Source organism: Alteromonas gracilis (assembly GCF_002993325.1).
In the GTDB taxonomy this organism is placed as follows: Bacteria; Pseudomonadota; Gammaproteobacteria; order Enterobacterales; family Alteromonadaceae; genus Alteromonas; species Alteromonas gracilis.
The window spans coordinates 34,235-53,250 of record NZ_PVNO01000024.1; the positions used below are offsets into that span (position 1 = coordinate 34,235).

General features: G+C 43.9%; 15 protein-coding genes. 7 read left to right on the plus strand and 8 right to left on the minus strand.

Annotated elements, in window-relative coordinates:
• Window positions 1-137: 137 nt before the first annotated feature.
• Entirely contained in the window at window positions 138-566 is a 429-nt protein-coding gene (locus C6Y39_RS07230) for an organic hydroperoxide resistance protein (protein ID WP_105930621.1), read from the minus strand.
• Window positions 567-703: 137 nt separating this feature from the next.
• Here C6Y39_RS07230 and C6Y39_RS07235 point away from each other — a divergent pair, with 137 nt between their 5' ends.
• The 3 genes from C6Y39_RS07235 to C6Y39_RS07245 all read left to right on the plus strand — a co-directional run bounded on the left by C6Y39_RS07235 (window position 704) and on the right by C6Y39_RS07245 (window position 2,545).
• On the plus strand, window positions 704-1,153 hold the full coding sequence (locus C6Y39_RS07235; protein WP_105930622.1) for a MarR family winged helix-turn-helix transcriptional regulator: 450 nt from the start codon (window positions 704-706) through the stop codon (window positions 1,151-1,153).
• A gap of 195 nt (window positions 1,154-1,348) precedes the next feature.
• Window positions 1,349-2,005 carry a PAQR family membrane homeostasis protein TrhA gene (gene trhA, locus C6Y39_RS07240; RefSeq protein WP_105930623.1) on the plus strand — a complete coding sequence of 219 codons (657 nt, stop codon included), beginning with the start codon at window positions 1,349-1,351 and terminating at the stop codon, window positions 2,003-2,005.
• A 24-nt stretch (window positions 2,006-2,029) separates the two neighbouring features.
• Window positions 2,030-2,545: a protein-tyrosine phosphatase family protein gene (locus C6Y39_RS07245; protein ID WP_105930624.1), complete on the plus strand. Its 516-nt coding sequence runs from the start codon at window positions 2,030-2,032 to the stop codon at window positions 2,543-2,545.
• Between the two features lie 172 nt (window positions 2,546-2,717).
• Here the strand turns inward: C6Y39_RS07245 and C6Y39_RS07250 are convergent, their stop codons facing one another.
• Window positions 2,718-3,626, minus strand: coding sequence for a hydrogen peroxide-inducible genes activator (locus C6Y39_RS07250; protein ID WP_105930625.1), 909 nt, complete (start codon window positions 3,624-3,626; stop codon window positions 2,718-2,720).
• A 301-nt stretch (window positions 3,627-3,927) separates the two neighbouring features.
• On the opposite strand from C6Y39_RS07250, the gene C6Y39_RS07255 reads away from it, so the two are divergent.
• Entirely contained in the window at window positions 3,928-4,905 is a 978-nt protein-coding gene (locus C6Y39_RS07255) for a universal stress protein (RefSeq protein ID WP_105930838.1), read from the plus strand.
• A gap of 83 nt (window positions 4,906-4,988) precedes the next feature.
• Here the strand turns inward: C6Y39_RS07255 and C6Y39_RS07260 are convergent, their stop codons facing one another.
• From C6Y39_RS07260 to C6Y39_RS07280, 5 genes are all read right to left on the minus strand, one after another.
• Window positions 4,989-6,260: an inorganic phosphate transporter gene (locus C6Y39_RS07260; RefSeq protein WP_105930626.1), complete on the minus strand. Its 1,272-nt coding sequence runs from the start codon at window positions 6,258-6,260 to the stop codon at window positions 4,989-4,991.
• A gap of 340 nt (window positions 6,261-6,600) precedes the next feature.
• Window positions 6,601-7,317: a phosphate signaling complex protein PhoU gene (gene phoU, locus C6Y39_RS07265; protein WP_105930627.1), complete on the minus strand. Its 717-nt coding sequence runs from the start codon at window positions 7,315-7,317 to the stop codon at window positions 6,601-6,603.
• A 99-nt stretch (window positions 7,318-7,416) separates the two neighbouring features.
• A complete protein-coding gene (gene pstB, locus C6Y39_RS07270) occupies window positions 7,417-8,223 on the minus strand; it encodes a phosphate ABC transporter ATP-binding protein PstB (protein ID WP_105930628.1) in 807 nt (268 codons plus the stop codon).
• Window positions 8,224-8,240: 17 nt separating this feature from the next.
• Window positions 8,241-9,800, minus strand: coding sequence for a phosphate ABC transporter permease PstA (pstA, locus tag C6Y39_RS07275; protein ID WP_105930629.1), 1,560 nt, complete (start codon window positions 9,798-9,800; stop codon window positions 8,241-8,243).
• Entirely contained in the window at window positions 9,793-11,970 is a 2,178-nt protein-coding gene (locus tag C6Y39_RS07280) for an ABC transporter permease subunit (RefSeq protein ID WP_105930630.1), read from the minus strand. The genes pstA and C6Y39_RS07280 overlap by 8 nt, the downstream gene beginning before the upstream one ends.
• A gap of 210 nt (window positions 11,971-12,180) precedes the next feature.
• On the opposite strand from C6Y39_RS07280, the gene C6Y39_RS07285 reads away from it, so the two are divergent.
• The 3 genes from C6Y39_RS07285 (at window position 12,181) to ppx (ending at window position 16,520) form a co-directional block, all read left to right on the plus strand.
• Window positions 12,181-12,687 (plus strand): glycine cleavage system transcriptional repressor, encoded by a 507-nt coding sequence (locus C6Y39_RS07285; protein WP_105930631.1) that lies wholly within the window; start codon window positions 12,181-12,183, stop codon window positions 12,685-12,687.
• A gap of 181 nt (window positions 12,688-12,868) precedes the next feature.
• A complete protein-coding gene (gene ppk1 / locus C6Y39_RS07290; RefSeq protein ID WP_105930632.1) occupies window positions 12,869-14,941 on the plus strand; it encodes a polyphosphate kinase 1 in 2,073 nt (690 codons plus the stop codon).
• Between the two features lie 16 nt (window positions 14,942-14,957).
• Complete coding sequence (gene ppx / locus C6Y39_RS07295) at window positions 14,958-16,520, plus strand: exopolyphosphatase (RefSeq protein WP_105930633.1); 1,563 nt, start codon at window positions 14,958-14,960, stop codon at window positions 16,518-16,520.
• Window positions 16,521-16,655: 135 nt separating this feature from the next.
• Here ppx and C6Y39_RS07300 read toward each other — a convergent pair whose 3' ends face one another.
• Window positions 16,656-18,797: an alpha/beta hydrolase family protein gene (locus C6Y39_RS07300; protein ID WP_105930634.1), complete on the minus strand. Its 2,142-nt coding sequence runs from the start codon at window positions 18,795-18,797 to the stop codon at window positions 16,656-16,658.
• Between the last annotated feature and the right edge of the window lie 219 nt (window positions 18,798-19,016).

A 19,016-nucleotide genomic window follows, 5' to 3' on the forward strand; every position in this document is an offset into this window, starting at 1 on the left:
TGATGTGTTAATTCAATAAAAGATTGCCGTGAATGTTCTTATGTAAACTCACGCTTTGTTTTTAACAAGTGAACACGGTTAATGTGGATAGTTACGCCCACGTTGGCAGGCGTAACCGCTTAACCGCTGTTAATTGATTAGGCTAAATTGATATCCACTTCTATATTACCGCGTGTTGCATTTGAGTATGGACATACTTGATGCGCAGTATCGACCAAGCTTTGCGCTTGTGCTTGCTCCATATCGCCTAAATCTACCGTCAGTTTAACCGCAATAGCAAAGCCTTGCTCAATGGGGCCAATTGACACATCACCTGTAACACTAATGTCGTCAGCTAACTTTATTTTTTGCGCCGCAGCCACGTGTTTCAGTGCACCAATAAAACACGCCGAATAGCCTGCAGCAAACATCTGTTCTGGGTTTGTGCCTTCTCCACCTGCGCCGCCCAGCGCTTTCGGGGTAGATAATTTAAGATCTAGGTTTCCGTCACTTGATTTCGCCGTTCCTTCGCGACCGCCCGTTGCGGTTGCAGTTCCGGTATAAACGACTTGTTGAAGCTTATGCATAATTGCTCTCCTTATTTGCGAGTTAATTTATTTTGCATGCAAAGTAAATTAACACCTAACCAACTTGCGGTTCAAGTGCTTTGTATGCAAAATATTATCCTTAGTCAAAAGGCAACATCGGTAAAGGTTATAGCGTTATGTCAGAATTATTGAAGTTGGAAAATCAGCTTTGTCATCGGTTTTATACGCTATCGAACGCGTTTACTCGCGCTTACCGGCCACTTCTTAAAGCGCTCGATATCACCTACCCGCAATATGTAACCTTGATGGCCTTATGGGAAACTGACAACGTTACTATTGCCGAGCTTCTTGATAAGACCGCTATCGATGGTGGCGCTATGTCGCTAATACTTAAAAAGTTAGAAGACAAAGGCTTTTTAATGATTACCAAAGATAAAACCGACAAGCGAGTTAAGCGCGTACAGCTTACAAAGGCGGGAAAAGAAAAGAAAGCCCTAGCCGAAGACGTCCCCGCTCAGATGCTTTGCAAGCTGGACGGTATGACTACTGAAGAAAGCCGCACTTTACGGGATCTTCTTGATAAATTAGGTGGCTGCTTTGAGAGTGCAGAGCGCGAGTCGTTGTAGAGTGTAACTAGTTTGTCATCACTAGCACTGCCAATTTCTGTTATTATTTAAACTTCAGCGAACATGTGTGCGCTGTAACTATCTCAGTACTATACTCTCACTTATACCTGCTCTCACCCGCACATGTTATGAGGTGTTACATAAAACACTAGGTGGAGAGGTTCGCATATTTTTAAAATATAAAAAGGAGCTGTGATGACACAAGAAGAAACACAGATAAAAAGTATCCCAGCAAAAGCTTATTCTGTTCTGGAAGAGTGGATGAACAGCATTACTCACGGACTTGGACTTATCGCGGCAATTATCGGTCTAGTGTTCATGGTATATCGCGCCGACAATCCTCTTGCGTTAACAACGGCTGTTATTTACGGGTCTACACTAATTTTAATGTTTCTAAGTTCAACCCTCTATCACGCTATCTCGCATGACAAAGCAAAAGGCTGGCTGAAACTGTTCGACCACAGTGCAATATACTTACTGATAGCAGGTACTTACACACCTTTACTGTTGGTTTCAATTGGTGGCGTATTGGGAATAACCATGACCGCCGTTATTTGGTGCCTAGCAATTGGTGGAGTCGCATTCAAATTAGTAGCGCAACATCGCTTTCCTAAAGTGTCGGTCATGACCTATTTATTGATGGGGTGGATAGCGCTAGGTCTTATTTACCCGTTATACCTTGCTCTTCCGGGTGCGGGCCTCTGGCTACTGGTAGCAGGAGGTTTGTGTTTTAGCTTAGGCGTGTGCTTTTATGTAGCGAAAAAGGTAAAGTACACACATGCAATTTGGCACCTGTTCGTTATAGGCGGATGCAGCTGCCATTATTTTTCTATTTATTATTTTGTATTTTGATAACAGGCCCTTAGAAGCGCAGATATGCAAGCATTTGATACGAAAGATGACAGCCCCAAAACTTCACCTAAGATTGCATGGTTTTCTTTGCGTGCAGGGAAAATATGCCTGGGCAAAAAACCTGTAGAAAATGACTTTAAACAACTCAAATCACTTGGCGTTACCCATATTGCTACGGTGCAAACCAGTGAAGAAAACGCCCCTATTATTCGCGATAATTCTACAGCAGCGGGCATAGACTGGCTATGGGTCCCCTTCATGCATCCGTCATCTGAGTCTCCGACTGAAGATGTTCATCTTCATCAATATCTTCACGAGCTATCTCAAATGCTAAGCGAGGGAGCAAAAATATATTTGCACTGCGACGGCTCTCAACACCGCTGTAGTCTTTTGTTTTATGCACTCTGTCATTACTGCCGTATTCCATCAAATAGTGCTTACAACGCACTGCATAGCTTCGGCGCAAGCGCAGCAAACAACCTACTAAGATCAGAGCTTACTTGGGCGGCAGAACTAGGGCATGTTGCGCCAAAAATGTAGTCTTTGGCTCTCCTTTTTGCCTCTTTCTCTCTTTTTCGCCTCTTAATGGTAGGTACAGCGTAACACGTCTGCATTTCAGGTAACGGCTCCCTCAGGTGAAAAACAAAAAAGCGGCTGCCATGTTTTTGGTCAACCGCTTTTAATAAGGCTAAGACGCCGTCTCAATGGCTAACTACTTCAATGTTGGAATAGGCAGTAGTGGCGAAATAATTTCACCAATGCGGCGAAACAGCTGCATTCGGGTTGTACCTGAGCGCCATACCAGCCCAATCTCTCTAAAACCTTGGTCTTCTGCTGGAAAGCTTTTCAAGCCAGTATGCTCAAGAATAGACTGATTGATGGCAAGTTCTGGCAAAAAGGTATAGCCCATTTTACTGTTTGCCAACTGAACTAGCGTATGCAGACTACTTGCGGCAACACTACTTATTTGATCACTGTGCTGAAGATTACATGCACTCACCGCATGGCCTGTCATACAATGCTCTTGTTGAAGCAAAAATATACTTTTTTTAGGTAGGCCTGAAATATCAACAGGATTTGGCAGCTGCGCCGCCATGTCTTTGTGCGCTATCAAATGAAAAGGGTCATGACCCAACACCATCTGCTTACACCCTGGTGTCTCCATAGGAAGCGCTAAGATTAACAAATCGAGTCTTCCGTCAGTTAGCTGCTGAAGTAACTTCTCTGTGGTGTCTTCCTGCATCTCTAAATTGATATCGGGAAGAAAGGCAGAAAATGCTCCCATCATGCCTTCGAAAAGAAAAGGAGCAATGGTGGGAATGACACCAAGCTTCAGGGTTCCTCGCTGCCAGTTTCCTGCGTTTTGAGCGTACTCTACCAATTCTCCTGCTTCCTGCAGTAACACCTTACTGCGTTCAACAATGTCTAAACCTAAAGATGTAAACACAAAGGTCTTATGCTCACGTTCCAGTAACTGACTTCCAAAGTGCTCTTCTAAGTTTTGAATGGCCGTACTCAACGTTGATTGGCTAACATTACAACGCTGGGCTGCTCGGTGAAAATGCTGTTCCTGATAAAGCGTTACCAAATAGTGTAGGTGCTTTAGATTTGGCCATTTCATCGGCTTCTCTCTATTCTTTAAAGGGATTAAAAGATAATGAATTAATCTAACATAAAGATTACAAACAGCCTAGACGTCCGCAATATTTATGTTTGGGGTTTGCGCTTTGTTGTTGCAATAAAACCATATCCAGCCCCAATGATTAAGAAGGTTTTAAGAAATCTTTATCTCTTCTCTGGAAAGCATGAATAAGTAGCGTTAGGATTAAAAAAGAGTAACCTTCGCAACATATTCTTTAACAGCTGCGTAGATGCACTCTCGTCATTTTTCAGCCATAGCGCGAGTACCTATTGAGGGCAATATGAAAGGACATTATAAGAATATTTTATGTGTATTAAGCGACGCTCATCGACAGGATGATACTGTGGCACAGGCACTTCATATCGCCAAAGCACATCAGGCCTCGCTCACGATAATGCTCTCTTTAGAGGCCTTGCCGCCTAATGCCAGTATGGTAATGGAGTCGTTTTCATACATCGATTCTCAACAATCTATGGAAACGCAAGCTAAGCATTGGCTAAAAGAACAAGCTGAAAATTGGGGTGAACAATATGATGTTTCTACCGCAGTAACCGTAGGTCAGCCTTTAATTGATGTTGTGCACTATGTTATTCGTAATGATATCGACTTAGTTATAAAAAGAGCTGAAGAAAGTTTTCTAGATAAGCTATTTGGCAGTCTCGATATGCGGCTTTTTCGTAAATGCCCCTGCCCTGTCTGGATAATAAATCACAAGCCTCGTAGCCAATATAAAAACGTAGTAGCGGCGCTTGATTTAAACTATCACTATCCAACTCATGAGGTTTCCATCAGGCGAGACCTGAATAGAGATATACTGCAACATGCCGCGCAAATAGCGTTACTCGAATTTGCTCAACTGCATATTGTCCACGTGTTCGATGCTGTGCCAGAAAACATTGCAAGGGACGGATTTATTACCGTAGACAACGACAGAATGGAAACGGACCTTGCCAAAATACATTCTGAACGAGAAGAAGAGTTAGAGAGATTACTTACAGAATTATCAAACGAGCTGGATGAGAATGTTTGGGAGTATTTAAACCCTCAAAAACATATAGTACATGGCTATCCAAGAAGGGAGATCGCCGCTACCACTACGTCACTTGATACAGACATCATTGTAATGGGAACGGTAGCGAGACTGGGCGTTCCTGGGTATATCATGGGCAGTACAGCTGAAGAAACCATCCACCAGTTAAAATGTGCAGTGGTAGGTGTTAAACCGAGAGGCTTCGAGAGCCCCATATCGGCAGAGTAACGTAAACGTTGACCTGAAAAAACAAAAAGCCGCATCAATATGCGGCTTTTTTGATACCAATTAACAGGCAGCCTACTTTGCGACTAGGCCACGCCGAAGGAGGCTTTCAGAATAAAGAAGAAAATAATTGAAAGGATTGCGCCAGCAGGCAAAGTAACAATCCATGACACAACGATATTTCTTACAATCCCTAGGTTAAGCGCCGATACACCGCGAGCTAAACCCACTCCTAATACCGCTCCTACAAGCGTTTGAGTGGTTGAAATAGGCAGGCCTGTACCCGATGCAATAACTACCGTACATGCTGCTGCTAATTCTGCGGCAAAACCACGGCTAGGTGTTAAATGAGTAATACCTTGGCCAATCGTTTTTATAACCCGATGACCAAATAGCGCTAGACCTGCAACAATTCCCAAGCCACCAAGGGGCAGGATCCACGGTGCAAGCGTTGTACTTGAATTAATTTCACCGCCACTGGTTACTACACTCACAACAGCAGCTAGAGGGCCAATTGCATTCGCCACGTCATTCGAACCGTGGGCAAACGCCATACAACAGGCTGTAACGACCATAAGAAGCGCGAATACTTTTTCTACGTTTGCCGCCTGTAAATCTGCATCTTCAGAGCCGCTGAACTTCATACGACTAATAAACCATTTACCCAAGAAGCCTAATGCTACAGCAATACCAATTGCTAGCAGATACCCGTTAACGGCGCTTAGCTCTAAACCAACATGTTTAAGGCCTTTTTTGATGGTAACCAGCGACATGACGAAGCCCGCTAGTGCCATGTAAAAAGGTACGTAGCGTTTAGCATTGGCAAACGGAGAAGCGGTTTGGAAGATGAGCTTGTGAGCACTCATAAAAATAAGATAGGCGATAATGCCTGATATCGCAGGCGTTACTACCCAACTACCTACAATGCCACCTACTTTATCCCATGATACTGCATCCATACTTACGCCAGTTGCAGTAAAGCCGATGATTGCACCGATGATTGAGTGGGTTGTAGATACAGGCCAACCCAACCATGACGCTACTGCTAGCCAGATTCCAGCTGCAAGCAGTGACGAGATCATGCCTAATACTAGGTATTCAGGTATGTCTATAAAGTAGGTTGAGTCGATGATCCCTTTTCGAATAGTAGATGTTACTTCGCCACCTGCTAGGTAGGCGCCAGCAAACTCAAATATCATTGCAATGATAATGGCTTGTTTAATTGTTAAAGCTTTAGAACCTACTGACGTACCCATTGCATTGGCAACGTCGTTTGCTCCAATACCCCATGCCATGACGAAACCAACGCCGGCGGCAAGGATTATAAGAATTAGGCCATAACTTTCAAAAAATTCCACGGATAATCGCTCCCGATCTAAACGCGATTTAGGCTGGACGCTACTTGAGTAAGTAGCATGATCTCTTCGCCCCAAAGGCTAGAGAAAGAAGTTAAAGACAAATTGTGTTTTATCATAAGGTTCGATTAAATTTTGCACGATCTGTTCTTGGCTGCGGCGCATGATAACGTAATCATGTTAGAAGCCATAGCGAAAATCATCGAAAAACGATAAAAGTATGTGGAATTAATTGAATGCGATGATAAATCCACCAAATATTTCAGTTTTATGACAGATAAATTTCACTTAACTCGCTCTTTGAACATAACTAAGCGAAATCGCACTGACCACTTGGACAGGTTTACGTCAAATCTTCTAACTTTTGCTGCATATTTTCTAGTGGCGTATGCCTAACATCAGTGCCACGGGTGAGATAGATAACATACTCACAAACGTTTTTACATCTATCACCAATTCGCTCTAACGAACGCATTGCCCACAAAACATCGAGCCAATCCTGCATATCCTCGGTGCTTTTTTGCATTTCAGACGTTGTGTAAGACAACAGTCTCTTATATTCACTGTCGATGCGATTGTCCTGGTCATACACTTCTAACGCCGCCGCTTCATCCTGGCGGGCAAACGCATCGAATGTGCCTCGCATCATGGCTGCCACTCTTTCACCAATAAGTAACATACTGCTTTTGATAGTATCTGAGCTTGGCAATTTATTGCGGGTTACTAACTTGGCAATACGCTCTATTTCGTCGCCCATTCGTTCAATATCGGTAATGGCTTTAGAAATAGTCATGATTAAACGCAAGTCGCTAGCTGTGGGGTGACGTTTAGCAATAATACGTAAGCACTCTTCGTCAATTTGAATTTCCATAGAATTAATTTTCAAATCGTTTAACACCACTTTTTCGGCCAGTGCGGCATGATTGTGCTTCACTGCTTTTAGCGTGTCTACCAACTGTTGCTCTACTTCACCTCCCATGGTTAATACCGAGTTACGCAGGTTCTCTAACTCAATATTAAACGTTCCTGAGATATGGGTATTTAATGCTACTTGTCGCATGATAATCTCTCCTGACGCTATAGCACTTGATGCGCCGCAGCAAAACGAAGTTTTGCTGCGCGCTGCACAAGGTAAGTGTGGGATATATGGATGATTAGATTAACCATAGCGCCCAGTAATATAATCTTCTGTCTGCTTTTTTTCAGGCATGGTAAATAGCGTGTCACTGTCTGCATACTCTATCAATCTGCCCTGATGGAAGAAGGCCGTATAGTCGCTCACACGAGACGCTTGCTGCATGTTGTGGGTCACAATAATGATGGTGCACTGCTTTTTTAGCGAATCCATAAGTTCTTCGATAAATAGAGTAGTAAGCGGATCCAGCGCTGAAGTGGGCTCATCAAGCAGCAGAATATCAGGCTTTAGCGCTAGCGCCCGCGCAATAACCAAACGCTGCTGCTGACCACCAGATAGAACATGGGCAGATTCGAACAGGCGATCTTTAACTTCATCCCACAACGCCGCTTGTTTAAGTGCACTTTCAACAGCATCATCTAAATGACGGCGCACTTTGACGCCTTGCAGTTTCAACCCATAGCAAACGTTTTCATAAATGCTCATAGGAAACGGATTTGGCCGCTGAAACACCATGCCTACATTCGTTCTGAGACGGGACACATTTATTTTTCGACTATTAATGTTTCTGCCATCGATTATGATTTCACCGTTGTACTTACAGCCATCATACAAGTCGTTAAGGCGGTTGAAACAGCTAATAAGCGTAGATTTACCACAGCCACTTTGACCTATCAAAGCCGTTATTTTGTTTTTGGGTATTCGCATGCTGATGTCATTCAACACATGCTTATTACCAAACCACAGATTGAGGTTTCTCACCTCTACTGCGGTTTGTTCTGCACTAATGTCGTCAACGTTTAGTGTATTGTGTTCGAACAACTTCAACATGTTATCAAAACCTGTAATTATCCTGTGATATAGCGTTTGCGCAGACGTGCTCTTAGTAACACAGCCAATATATTTAAGATGAATACAACAATAAGTAAAAGTAAACAGGCTGCAAACATCATACTTGCGCTTTTTCCATCAGTCTGGCTGTGGAAGGCGCCATCATATATAAGAACGCCAAGATGCATAAACTGTCTGTCTAGGTGTAAATAGGGAAATTCACCATCTATCGGTAAAGCAGGGGCAAATTTAACGGCACCAACTAACATTAGAGGAGCAACTTCTCCGGCAGCTCTCGCAATGGCGAGTATTACGCCAGTCATAATACCAGGCGATGCTATAGGTAAAACTGTGCGAACAATGGTCTCAAATTTCGTTGCGCCCAAAGCATAGCTTCCTGTTTTCAAACCTTCCGGCACCCTGCGTAAACCCTCTTCGGTCGCCACGATCACAACAGGCAGCGTTAAAATAGCCATTGTTAGTGCAGCCCAGAAAATACCAGGGCTCCCCATAGTGGGTGACGGCAGTGCGTCACTGAAAAGCAGTTCGTCTATACTGCCCCCTAGCGTGTAAACGAAAAAGCCTAATCCAAATACGCCGTAAACGATAGAGGGAACACCAGCCATATTACTTACACTCACGCGTATGGTCGTCGTCAGAGCTGAATGGGGTGCGTACTCACTCAAGTATATCGCAGCCAATACGCCAAAAGGGGTGACTATAATCGTCATTAGAAACACCATCAGTACAGTGCCAAATAGTGCCGGAAATACCCCGCCTGATGTATTAGCTTGTTTAGGAGAGTCACTGAGAAACACACCAATTTCTGAAAACACGACCTTCCATTTTTCGAACGTGCTTAGTCGACTCACAATGTCCACGCTCTGAACATCAGACATTGGAATAACAAAAGCAGACTTATCGGCAAACATAACCCACAGCTTGTATTCCGCTCGCGTTGCTTCTAACGCTTCTACGCGCTTCTGATATTCAGTAAACGAGGCTACCAGCTTTTCTCTAGCGGGAGCTTCCTCATCAACCCTTCGTTTATCAAATTGTGAAAGGGCTTCGTGAATAGGCGCTAGTTTTTGCGTGTTTAGCTCTTCTATTTGCGCAGTAATCAGAGCAACTTCATCCATTACTGCGTTTATTTTCTCAAGTCCCTGAGCGGGCTTTGAAGGCACGACAATATATTCTGGAATGGCGAGCACTCGTCTTCCATCTTGGAATTTTATCTCAGCGCTTTCCGGTATAAGGTCCAGACTTTCAACCTGATCTTCGGCAAGTTGTTTCTGCGAGCCATAAGGGGTCTGGCTATCAGAGTACTTTAGCCTAACGTCGCCACCCGATGGATCCTCAAAAACATTGGCAAAAACGGTGAAAGCGCTGCCGTCAGGTTGTTTTCCCGTCACCATATAAATCGGCTCAGGCCAAAAATAGGCCATTCCTCGCATTCCAATAAGAATGAGCACGCTTACAAGTGCAATGAGCAACAGACTCGTAAAAAAGGCGGTTAAGCTAATAACGAAAGACTGGCGCTGAACCGCGTTTAGCCCAAACGATTGACGACTAAGCATGATGTTGTCTGCTCCTGAGTCGCTGTCGTAAAAGCTCTGCAATTGTGTTCACCATGAATGTAAACAAAAACAATATGCAGGCAGTTAAGAACAAGATTTGATAGTGGGCAGAAGTGACTTCAGCCTCTGGTAGCTCTATCGCTAAATTAGCAGTAAGTGCTCGCAAACCTTCTATTAACCCCCAGCTTGATATGGGTGTATTCCCGGTGACCATTAGTACTATCATGGTCTCGCCGAAGGCGCGACCAAACCCCAACATTATTGCTGCTACAATACCAGGCAGTGCAACGTGCAACACCACGTGCAAAAGGGTTTGCAATCGAGTCGCGCCTAGTGCAAATGAAGCATGCTTTAAGTCTTTCGGAACCCCGTTTATAGCATCTTCGGCTAGTGAATATATACTGGGCGATATAGCTACGCCCAGCGCTAGCGCGACTACAATAGTGGTTTTGCCTATGGGGCTGTTTGACTCAGAAGCGAGTAAGGTAAAACCGTCAACGCCAATTAAAGAGAACACGATTGATGGTGCAAACTCTACACTTACAAATCCCAATACGAACACGCCCCCCAAAGCAAACATAAGTTCAGCCCCATGCCGGAATCGTTTAGGAAGATAGTCCGCCACTGGCCGCTGGACAAGTGCCACCGCGATTAGCACAAAAGGTATAACAATAAGAAAGAAAGCAAAGGAAAAGAGAAATTGCTCTGCTTTTGGTGATAGCCAGATAGCGGCAATGAAGCCAATTAATACGCTGGGGATAGCTTCTAGCAGCTCAATCGCGGGCTTGACTATATTACGCAGACGGCTTTTGGCAAAAAACGCCGTGTAAATTGCCGCGCCGATTGCGACGGGTATAGCAATAAGTAATGCAAGAAGAGATGCTTTGATACTGCCAATAAGAAGTGGCGTTAAGCTAAATTTAGCTTCTTGATAGTCTGATGCGCTAGTGGTTTGCCATACCGTATTCTCGGTCTCATATCCTTCATAGTGCTGAGGCTCAAAAAGCGACGCCCATGTTGTTATTCCGCTTAAATGCTTTCCTTCCCATACCGACACCGCGGTGTCAAAGAATCCGTACAACTTGTCGCCGTACCAAATTATATTAGCGACAGGATGATTAAATTTTTGTACCGACACAACATCACCCGAAACACGGTTGACAAGCAGTAACCTTCCTTTGCTCGTCATTACTGCCACTAGGTTAATACTGGCATGCTCTGCCACGTCTAACACTTTTTCATCGACTAGAGGAATGTGGTAGGTCGGTTCGAAGGTGAGCCCCTTTTCACTTTTGCTTATTACCCACCGAGTCAGGGTTCTAGCGTTGCTATTCACCAAAAAGAAAGTGCGATCTTTGGCAAGAGGAAAGACAATTGGCGCATCACTCGCTAAGCCAAGGTCACCTGCTATGGGCTGCAATGTAGCGTCATCATCACGTAACCTATTAAGGAACAACCCATCGTCAAACTGAAGAAGCACGCTTTCACTACCCGGCAACAGGACAGAGCGTTCAACGTTGTTAAAACGTTTATCTATAATATTGGTTGGCTGCTGCCGATTAATCCATCGTATAAAGATGCTATTTTCACGTTGAATCGATACCACCGCCCATTTAGAAGACAGTGCAAAATTCCATTCATTCCGTCTATTCCATTCTTCCTTTGGAAGGGCAAAACTCATTATCTGGGTTTGGCCTGCCAAAGCGGAATGTGCCGATGTATCTGCGCTTTCACTGGCGCTCATAATAAACGACCGAACAGGCAACACCCTCACTTGAGCATTTGGAGAGACGTCTACAATGTAGTTTTCGCCCATCATATTTTGCGCAGATAACACATGACCACATGGACGAATATAGTCGTGGATACCAACTAAATTCGCTTTATCAAGCTGTTTTAAGCCTAGACGACAGTCTTGCTTTTTAACCAACAGCGGCTGACTATTTATGAAGTCACCGGCAATTATAATTCGTTCGTTTTTTGGAATTTGATATGAAGCAATAAGATGTAAACTGGGGCTATATGCTAAGGGTAAAGCCTGAATAATCAGGTGAGTCACTAGAATAACAAGAGTCAGTAAAACAAGACCGCCAAAGCCCGTTACTACATAACGTGCCCGCCTATCATTGCGCAGGCGTTTTTTGTTCATGCTGTTGCTATCGAAAGTCATGCGGTAGTTTAATGGTTCTTATTTTCGAAATTCTTCATTTTTCAGAAGAATAACCCTAAATTGCACTGGTGAGCAGTGTAAGTTTTGTTATGCTAATAGCAAGTGAAAGTTTATAGCATTACCTTCGCGCAACTTACGCGGCGCCTATGGTATTACCCTACGGAAAGACGATCAAAAGTTTTTCTCTACCAGCCCAATAAGGAGCATAAAATGCAGTCATTGGTTATAAGTATTATGGGTAAAGATAAGCCTGGTCTAGTGGATGCACTAGCTAAGTGCATATACAAACATGAAGGCAATTGGCAAGGTTCAAGCTTTGCACATATGGCGGGTATGTTTACTGGCTTTGTAGAAGTGCACGTAACGGAAGAGCACAAGCAGAATTTAATTGATGCGCTGGATGCCATAACGGATTTATCAGTACAATCGGTGGCGGTAGCTAGTGAGCAAAACAATAACAACACAAAACTCACCGTTGATGTAATGGGTAACGATAAAACAGGTATCGTTCAAGAACTCACATCAGTACTTAACCAATTCAATTTGAATATTCTAACCTTTGCATCCCATTGCGAAAGTGCCCCTAATTGGGGAAGTCTCATATTTAAAGCCAAAGCAGAAATTGCGGTACCTGAAGACTTTGACGATGGTGCGTTGCAAGATGCATTAGAATCACTAGCTAACGACTTAGTTGTAGACATTTCGGCAAAGCGTTAGTGCAATCAAAAATAACTGTTACTCACTTATCAGTGATTAACAAACCAAAGCGTTGAGCTTTGAAAGGTAACGGAATCACCGCAACGCCCCTTTGTTTCTTACACAAGGCGCGTTTTGTCACAGTAGTGTCACCGACTGATGGCAGTCTTTGACCATTTTTATGAACGTGAAATGAGACATTATGGATAACGACGTTTTATATTATCCCAAAGAATTAAGTTGGCTTGCATTCAATGAACGAGTGCTTCAGGAAGCAGCGGATAAAAATAACCCTGCAATAGAGCGAATTCGCTTTCTAGGCATTTACTCAAACAACCTTGATGAATTCTACCGTGTTCGCGCCGCCGACGTTAAGCGTCAAATCACCATCGCACAAAATGATGGAAACGAGGAAGAAGCAGAGCGACTCATCGGCTTAATGGCGCAAATTCAGAAGAAAGTAGTACACCTTTCTGAAAAATTTGACCAAATACATAAAGAAGTTGTTAAAGCGCTTGCTCGCTACAACATCCATATTCTCAGAAAAGATGACCTTGATGACTATCAGAAACAGTGGGTTCGCAATTTTTTCGTAAACAAAGCGCTTCGCCACATAGCCCCTATTCTAATTGATAAAAAAACCGACTTGCTCAGCCGACTCAACGGCACATCGGTATACCTTTACGTTGCTCTTAGAAGGAAGGACCGCAACCCAAGGTTTGCTGTGATTCAAGTGCCAACAACTGAAATGTCGCGTTTCATGTTAATACCGCCACAAAAGAGCAAAAAGAAGAAGAGCATTATTATGCTTGATGACATGATTCAGCTCTGTATCGAAGACATATTTCGCGGTTTTGTTAAGTTTGATGAAATAGAGGCCTTCTCGTTCAAAATGACACGTGACGCTGAATACTCGATTAACGAAGAAATTGACGAAAGCTTTGTTGAGAAGATGTCTGAAAGTATGAAGCAGCGTTTAATTGCTGAACCTGTGCGGGTAATTTACGATACCGACATGCCAGAGGATATGCAGTCTGATCTGCGCAAGCGCTTAAAAATCACCAAGCTTGATACCATGCACGCTGCTGGGCACTACCGCAACTTTAAAGACTTTATTGGCTTTCCAAATGTGGGCCGAGAGTATCTAGAGCATGCACCACTTCCTGCAATAGACAGTAAAGCCTTTTCGAAATACAACACGGTATTTGATGCCATTACGGCACGGGATATTTTGCTTTATTACCCGTATCATCGCTTTTTGCACTTCACCGAGTTTTTACGCCAGGCAGCCTTCGACCCGAATGTCAAAACCATACGTATCAATATTTATCGTGTTGCGAGTAATTCGCGCATTGTTAACTCGTTGATTGACGCGGTGGACAACGGTAAGAAAGTAACGGTTGTTGTAGAACTTCGCGCACGCTTTGATGAAGAGGCCAACATTGAATGGTCTAAGCGCATGACGGATGCGGGTATACGCGTAGTGCTCGGTGTGCCTACCCTTAAAATTCACTCTAAACTATGTATCGTGACCCGTGAAGAACGGGGAAGCTTGGTGAATTATGCGCATTTTGGTACAGGTAACTTTAACGAGAAAACCGCTAAAATTTATACCGATTACAGCTTGTTTACCCGTAATCAAGAATTGGCAGATGAAGGCGTCGCGGTATTTGATCTCATTCAATACCCTTATAGACGCTATAAATTCCAGCATCTTCAAATATCGCCACTAAATGCCAGAACTAAAATTCAGTCTCTGATTCGTCAAGAAATTCAGCATTTAAATCAGGGACAGAAGGCTCAAATTACGTTCAAAATTAACAACCTTGTTGATAAAGAACTTATCGATGATTTGTATCGCGCAAGCCAGGCTGGCGTTAAAATTCGCGGTATTGTTCGCGGTATGTGCTCACTGAATCCTGGGATAAAAGGAATAAGTGAAAACATCGAAATTATCTCTATCGTTGATAGGTTCCTTGAACACCCCCGCGTAATGATTTTTGAAGGCGGCGGCGAAAGAAAAGTGTACATTTCATCGGCCGATTGGATGACTCGGAATATGGATAACCGTATCGAAGTAGGTTGCCCTGTTTACGATAAAGGGCTTCAACAGCGCATTGTTGATATAATGGAGCTTCAATTTAAAGATACCCTTAAAGCACGAGTGATTGACAAGGATCAGAGCAACAAGTACGTTCGCAGGGGTAACCGTAAAAAACTTCGCTCTCAGATAGACATTTATGACTACCTGAAGAAGCTTGAAGACACTTTGTAGGATAAAAAATCAGTACATGATCCAGCATGAATCCGTTTTTAATGATGTGGAAACCCGTGAGGTAAGTAAAGTTGCGGCGTTAGATATTGGCTCTAACAGTTTCCACTTAGTAGTAGCTCGCATTGTTGCTGGGTCTGTGCAAATTTTGCATAGGGTTAAACAAAAGGTTCGCTTGGCCGAAGGTCTCAACGAAGACGATATTCTGTCTGAGGAGGCCATGGAGCGCGGCCTCGCCATGCTGAAAGTAGTCGCTGAGAGCCTGAAAGGTTTTGAACCTGACTCAGTGCGGATTGTGGCGACCCATACGCTGCGAAGGGCGAGAAACGCTCGCGATTTTATTAATGCAGCAAAAGACATTCTTCCCTACCCTATTGAAGTCATCTCGGGGGTAGAAGAGGCGCGACTTATATACTCAGGTGTGGCCCATACCAATCATGCAGACGGTCAGCAGTTAGTGGTAGACATCGGTGGTGGTTCTACCGAATTCGTCATTGGCGAAGGCTTCACCCCCTTACTCTGCCGTAGTCTTCAAATGGGCTGCGTTAGCTACACCAAGCGCTTCTTTTCAGATGGTGAGCTAAAGGCAAAAGCCTTTGATCGCGCCATTACCGCGGCACAACAAGAACTTGAGTTAATCGACAACAAATATCGCAGATTAGGTTGGGTTCAGTGTATCGGTACATCAGGTACCATTCGTTCACTATTTACTCTTTGTCAGCAAGACAGGCCGAATGGCCACGATATACCTGTGACGCTCAAGAGCTTGCGCAACTTGATGAAGCAGTTCATTAGTGCAGGACATATAGACAAGCTTAGCTATCCTGATTTAAGTGAAGATCGCCGCGTAGTTATCGCTGGCGGCCTCGCTATTCTTATCGCCGTATTTAAAGCGCTGGAAATTGAAGGCTTAGTCTATTCTCCAGCAGCCTTACGTGAGGGTGTTCTTTATCAAATGGAAGATGAGTTGCACCACGCAGATATTCGCGGCAGAACCGCCAGTAGTTTGGCCACCCGCTATGACGTAGATACCTCACAAGCCACCATGGTTTTGAACACAACACTTACGCTGTTTCGCGAGGTTGAAAAAGTGTGGAAGCTTAAAGGCCGTGATTTTAAAAGCATGCTCGGATGGGCAGCTCTACTTCATGAAGTCGGCATGCAAATTAACTCTCGTGGCATTCAAAAACACAGTGCTTATATACTTGGCAACACGGATATGCCTGGGTTTACACAAGAACAACAATTATTACTAGCCACATTGGTCAGGTTTCACAGAAAGAAAATTCGCATTAACGAACTGCCTTCGTTCAACTTATTTGACGATCTTGCGGTAAAACGCTTAATCGCTTTATTGCGCTTGGGCGTGTTGTTGAATATCAAACGCCAGGAAGGCTTTGTTCCAGAACTTTTAGTGAATGTGGAAAAGAGCGAACTCACCATCACCTTCCCTGAGGGGTGGCTAGACGAAAAACCGATTATCTCTGCTGATCTATTGCGAGAAAGCCATTACTGGAAAGCCCTTGATTTGAAACTCTCTATTGTTCCTAACATTGAGCAATTACATCCAGCCGTGGAATAGACAAAAAACGCGACTTTTAATCGCGCTTTCGATTTTAAAAGCCAATGGAAAGTACGCTCGAATACTAAAAAATGGGGCCTTGAACCGATTGAATCAACGCAATAGCCCCACCTTTTCTTAACCCCAGCAAACTAACTACTTAGCTTCAACTTGCGTGTTTTGTGACGGTACGATGTCGTACTTTTTAAACCAAGCCAGAATGTTTTCAACTTTACCAATCATTCTAGACGGCTTGGAAGCAATCCCGTGCGGTGACCCAGGTACTTTTACTAACACGCTATCGACCTTTTGAAGCTTTAAAGCCTGATAAAACTGCTCAGTCTCAGACATGGGCGTGCGTTTATCCTCCACACCGGTAATCAACATGGTTGGTGTCGTTACGTTTCCTACTAGCGACAAAGGTGAGCGCTTCCAGTAATGCTCTACGTTATCCCAAGGCTTGCCAGGAAATTGAAAAGGGATTTGATAAAGACCAGAATCGGCAGTCAGTACTTTCGATAGCCAGTTAATAACAGGTTTAGCAACCACAGCGGCTTTGAATCGATTGGTGAGGCCAATGGCATAGGCTGATGCAATCCCTCCTGCTGAACCACCCGTTATAAACAGGCGCTCTGGGTCAGCTATTCCCTTTTCTATTAACGCGTCGACGCCGGACATATGATCTGAGAAGTCATATTCCGAGCTGTACTTCTCTTGAAGTAATAGTGCAAAGCGTTCACCATAACCTGTACTGCCGCGATGGTTGTCGTAAAACACCACATAGCCCTCTGCTGCCATGCGCTGCAGCTCAGCAGTAAACACAGGGCCATAGGCGAGATTTGGCCCGCCGTGAATTTCCAAAATAAGTGGGTAGGTTTTCGTGCTGTCATAGTTTGGCGGCAGAATGTACCAACCTTGAATTTCTTCACCATCAATAGAAGACTGATAGACCATTTCTTTAACTTCACCCAACTGCTTGTGACCCAGCACGTCTTCATTAAGTGCCGTAAGCTGTCGCTCGCTTCGAGTAGTAACAAATAGATCCGCAGGACGATCGGTTCGTCCTTTGGTGTATGCCACTACATCACCTACCGCGTGATAGGTACCAAACACGTAAGGACGACCGAGTGTAGTGCCACCTAAACCGCTAGCCACTGTTTTCACTTTGCCTGACAAAGACACCACATCAACTTGCGCTAAGCCGCGTACCGATTGCTGAAAATAGATATGCTTATTATTTTTCCAATGGAAGTTAGATACCGAGTTATCAATGTCTTTTGTTAAGTTTTGAGCATCTGTACCATCGCTCTTCATCACATACAAATAGCTATTTTTGTACATCACTTTTTCGTCATCGCGACGCGCAAAAGCAATATGCTTTCCGTCAGGAGATACTACGGGCGATGATTCGAGGCCTTTATCGCTAGTTAGCTGCGCGATATTTCCCATCATATCCACAGAGAAGATATCCCCCTCAACAGGTTCATATTCCCAATTGTCACTGCGGTTGGCAGAGAAATAAATTTTATTGCCATCAGGAGAGAAACTTAAACGCCCGTTGTGATGATAGTTACCTGACGTGAGCTGTCTTGCTGTGCCTCCCTCGGCAGGAACAACAAAAATATGGGTATAAGCAGGCTCAAGAACACCGCGTCCATCGGCTTGATAACGGGCTTTAGTGATATATTGAAAGCTAGGAGACCACTTTGCACCGTCAGGCTTTTTAGGCATTTTAACGTCTAGCGGCTTTTCCTTGGCATCTACGCTCATGGTGAACGCAATATACTTGCGATCTGGCGACCATGTAATGTTGCTTGGGCTTGAAGTCACATTTGTGACGAGTGCTGTTTGTCCTGTATCCATCCACCGTACGTAAAGCTGAGGTTTGCCTTCTTCATTAGAAAGGTAAGCCAAACGACTACCGTCTGGTGACCAGCGGATAGAATAGTAACTCTTTTTAGATGACAGTAACGGGCGATGAGATTTGCCATCTACAGACGCTAGCCAGACGTTCGCGCGACTGCTGTCAGACATGATGTCGTTCGAGCGACGTACATAGGCGATATATTTACGGTTTGGCGATACCTGAACTTCGCTCACGTATTCTAAATTGAAAATATCTTCTGATTGAAAATAGTGGCTATTATCTGTATCGGTAATTTCAGCCTCAGTGCTCGCTAGTACTGTACTTGCTAATACCGTATTTGATAAGGCTAAGGCGCCCCCGCAAAAAAGTGCTGCTAATGCCGCTTGGCGCAGCTTTACTGACAAACATCTGCGACTTCTATATGAAGACATATCTCACCTTATTCTTCGTTATTCAGACCTAACGACCTTTGCAATACACTAAAGAAGCTGGTCTTTTTATTTTTCTGGCGTAATTAATTTTGAGTGATGGTTTAAACATTTCCATATTACTGAATAAATTAGCTCAATAAAGATTAAACGTTAAACGACACCTGGTAGACGATTAAGCGCAATTTATAAACGGTACATCAACACTAATGCACAGGAGAA

Bases quoted from the DNA above. Each gene is read 5' to 3' on its own strand.
- C6Y39_RS07230 (WP_105930621.1), bottom strand. From the start codon at position 566: ATGCATAAGCTTCAACAAGTCGTTTATACCGGAACTGCAACCGCAACG.
- C6Y39_RS07235 (WP_105930622.1), top strand. From the start codon at position 704: ATGTCAGAATTATTGAAGTTGGAAAATCAGCTTTGTCATCGGTTTTAT.
- trhA (WP_105930623.1), top strand. From the start codon at position 1,349: ATGACACAAGAAGAAACACAGATAAAAAGTATCCCAGCAAAAGCTTAT.
- C6Y39_RS07245 (WP_105930624.1), top strand. From the start codon at position 2,030: ATGCAAGCATTTGATACGAAAGATGACAGCCCCAAAACTTCACCTAAG.
- C6Y39_RS07250 (WP_105930625.1), bottom strand. From the start codon at position 3,626: ATGAAATGGCCAAATCTAAAGCACCTACACTATTTGGTAACGCTTTAT.
- C6Y39_RS07255 (WP_105930838.1), top strand. From the start codon at position 3,928: ATGAAAGGACATTATAAGAATATTTTATGTGTATTAAGCGACGCTCAT.
- phoU (WP_105930627.1), bottom strand. From the start codon at position 7,317: ATGCGACAAGTAGCATTAAATACCCATATCTCAGGAACGTTTAATATT.
- pstB (WP_105930628.1), bottom strand. From the start codon at position 8,223: ATGTTGAAGTTGTTCGAACACAATACACTAAACGTTGACGACATTAGT.
- pstA (WP_105930629.1), bottom strand. From the start codon at position 9,800: ATGCTTAGTCGTCAATCGTTTGGGCTAAACGCGGTTCAGCGCCAGTCT.
- C6Y39_RS07280 (WP_105930630.1), bottom strand. From the start codon at position 11,970: ATGACTTTCGATAGCAACAGCATGAACAAAAAACGCCTGCGCAATGAT.
- C6Y39_RS07285 (WP_105930631.1), top strand. From the start codon at position 12,181: ATGCAGTCATTGGTTATAAGTATTATGGGTAAAGATAAGCCTGGTCTA.
- ppk1 (WP_105930632.1), top strand. From the start codon at position 12,869: ATGGATAACGACGTTTTATATTATCCCAAAGAATTAAGTTGGCTTGCA.
- ppx (WP_105930633.1), top strand. From the start codon at position 14,958: ATGATCCAGCATGAATCCGTTTTTAATGATGTGGAAACCCGTGAGGTA.
- C6Y39_RS07300 (WP_105930634.1), bottom strand. From the start codon at position 18,797: ATGTCTTCATATAGAAGTCGCAGATGTTTGTCAGTAAAGCTGCGCCAA.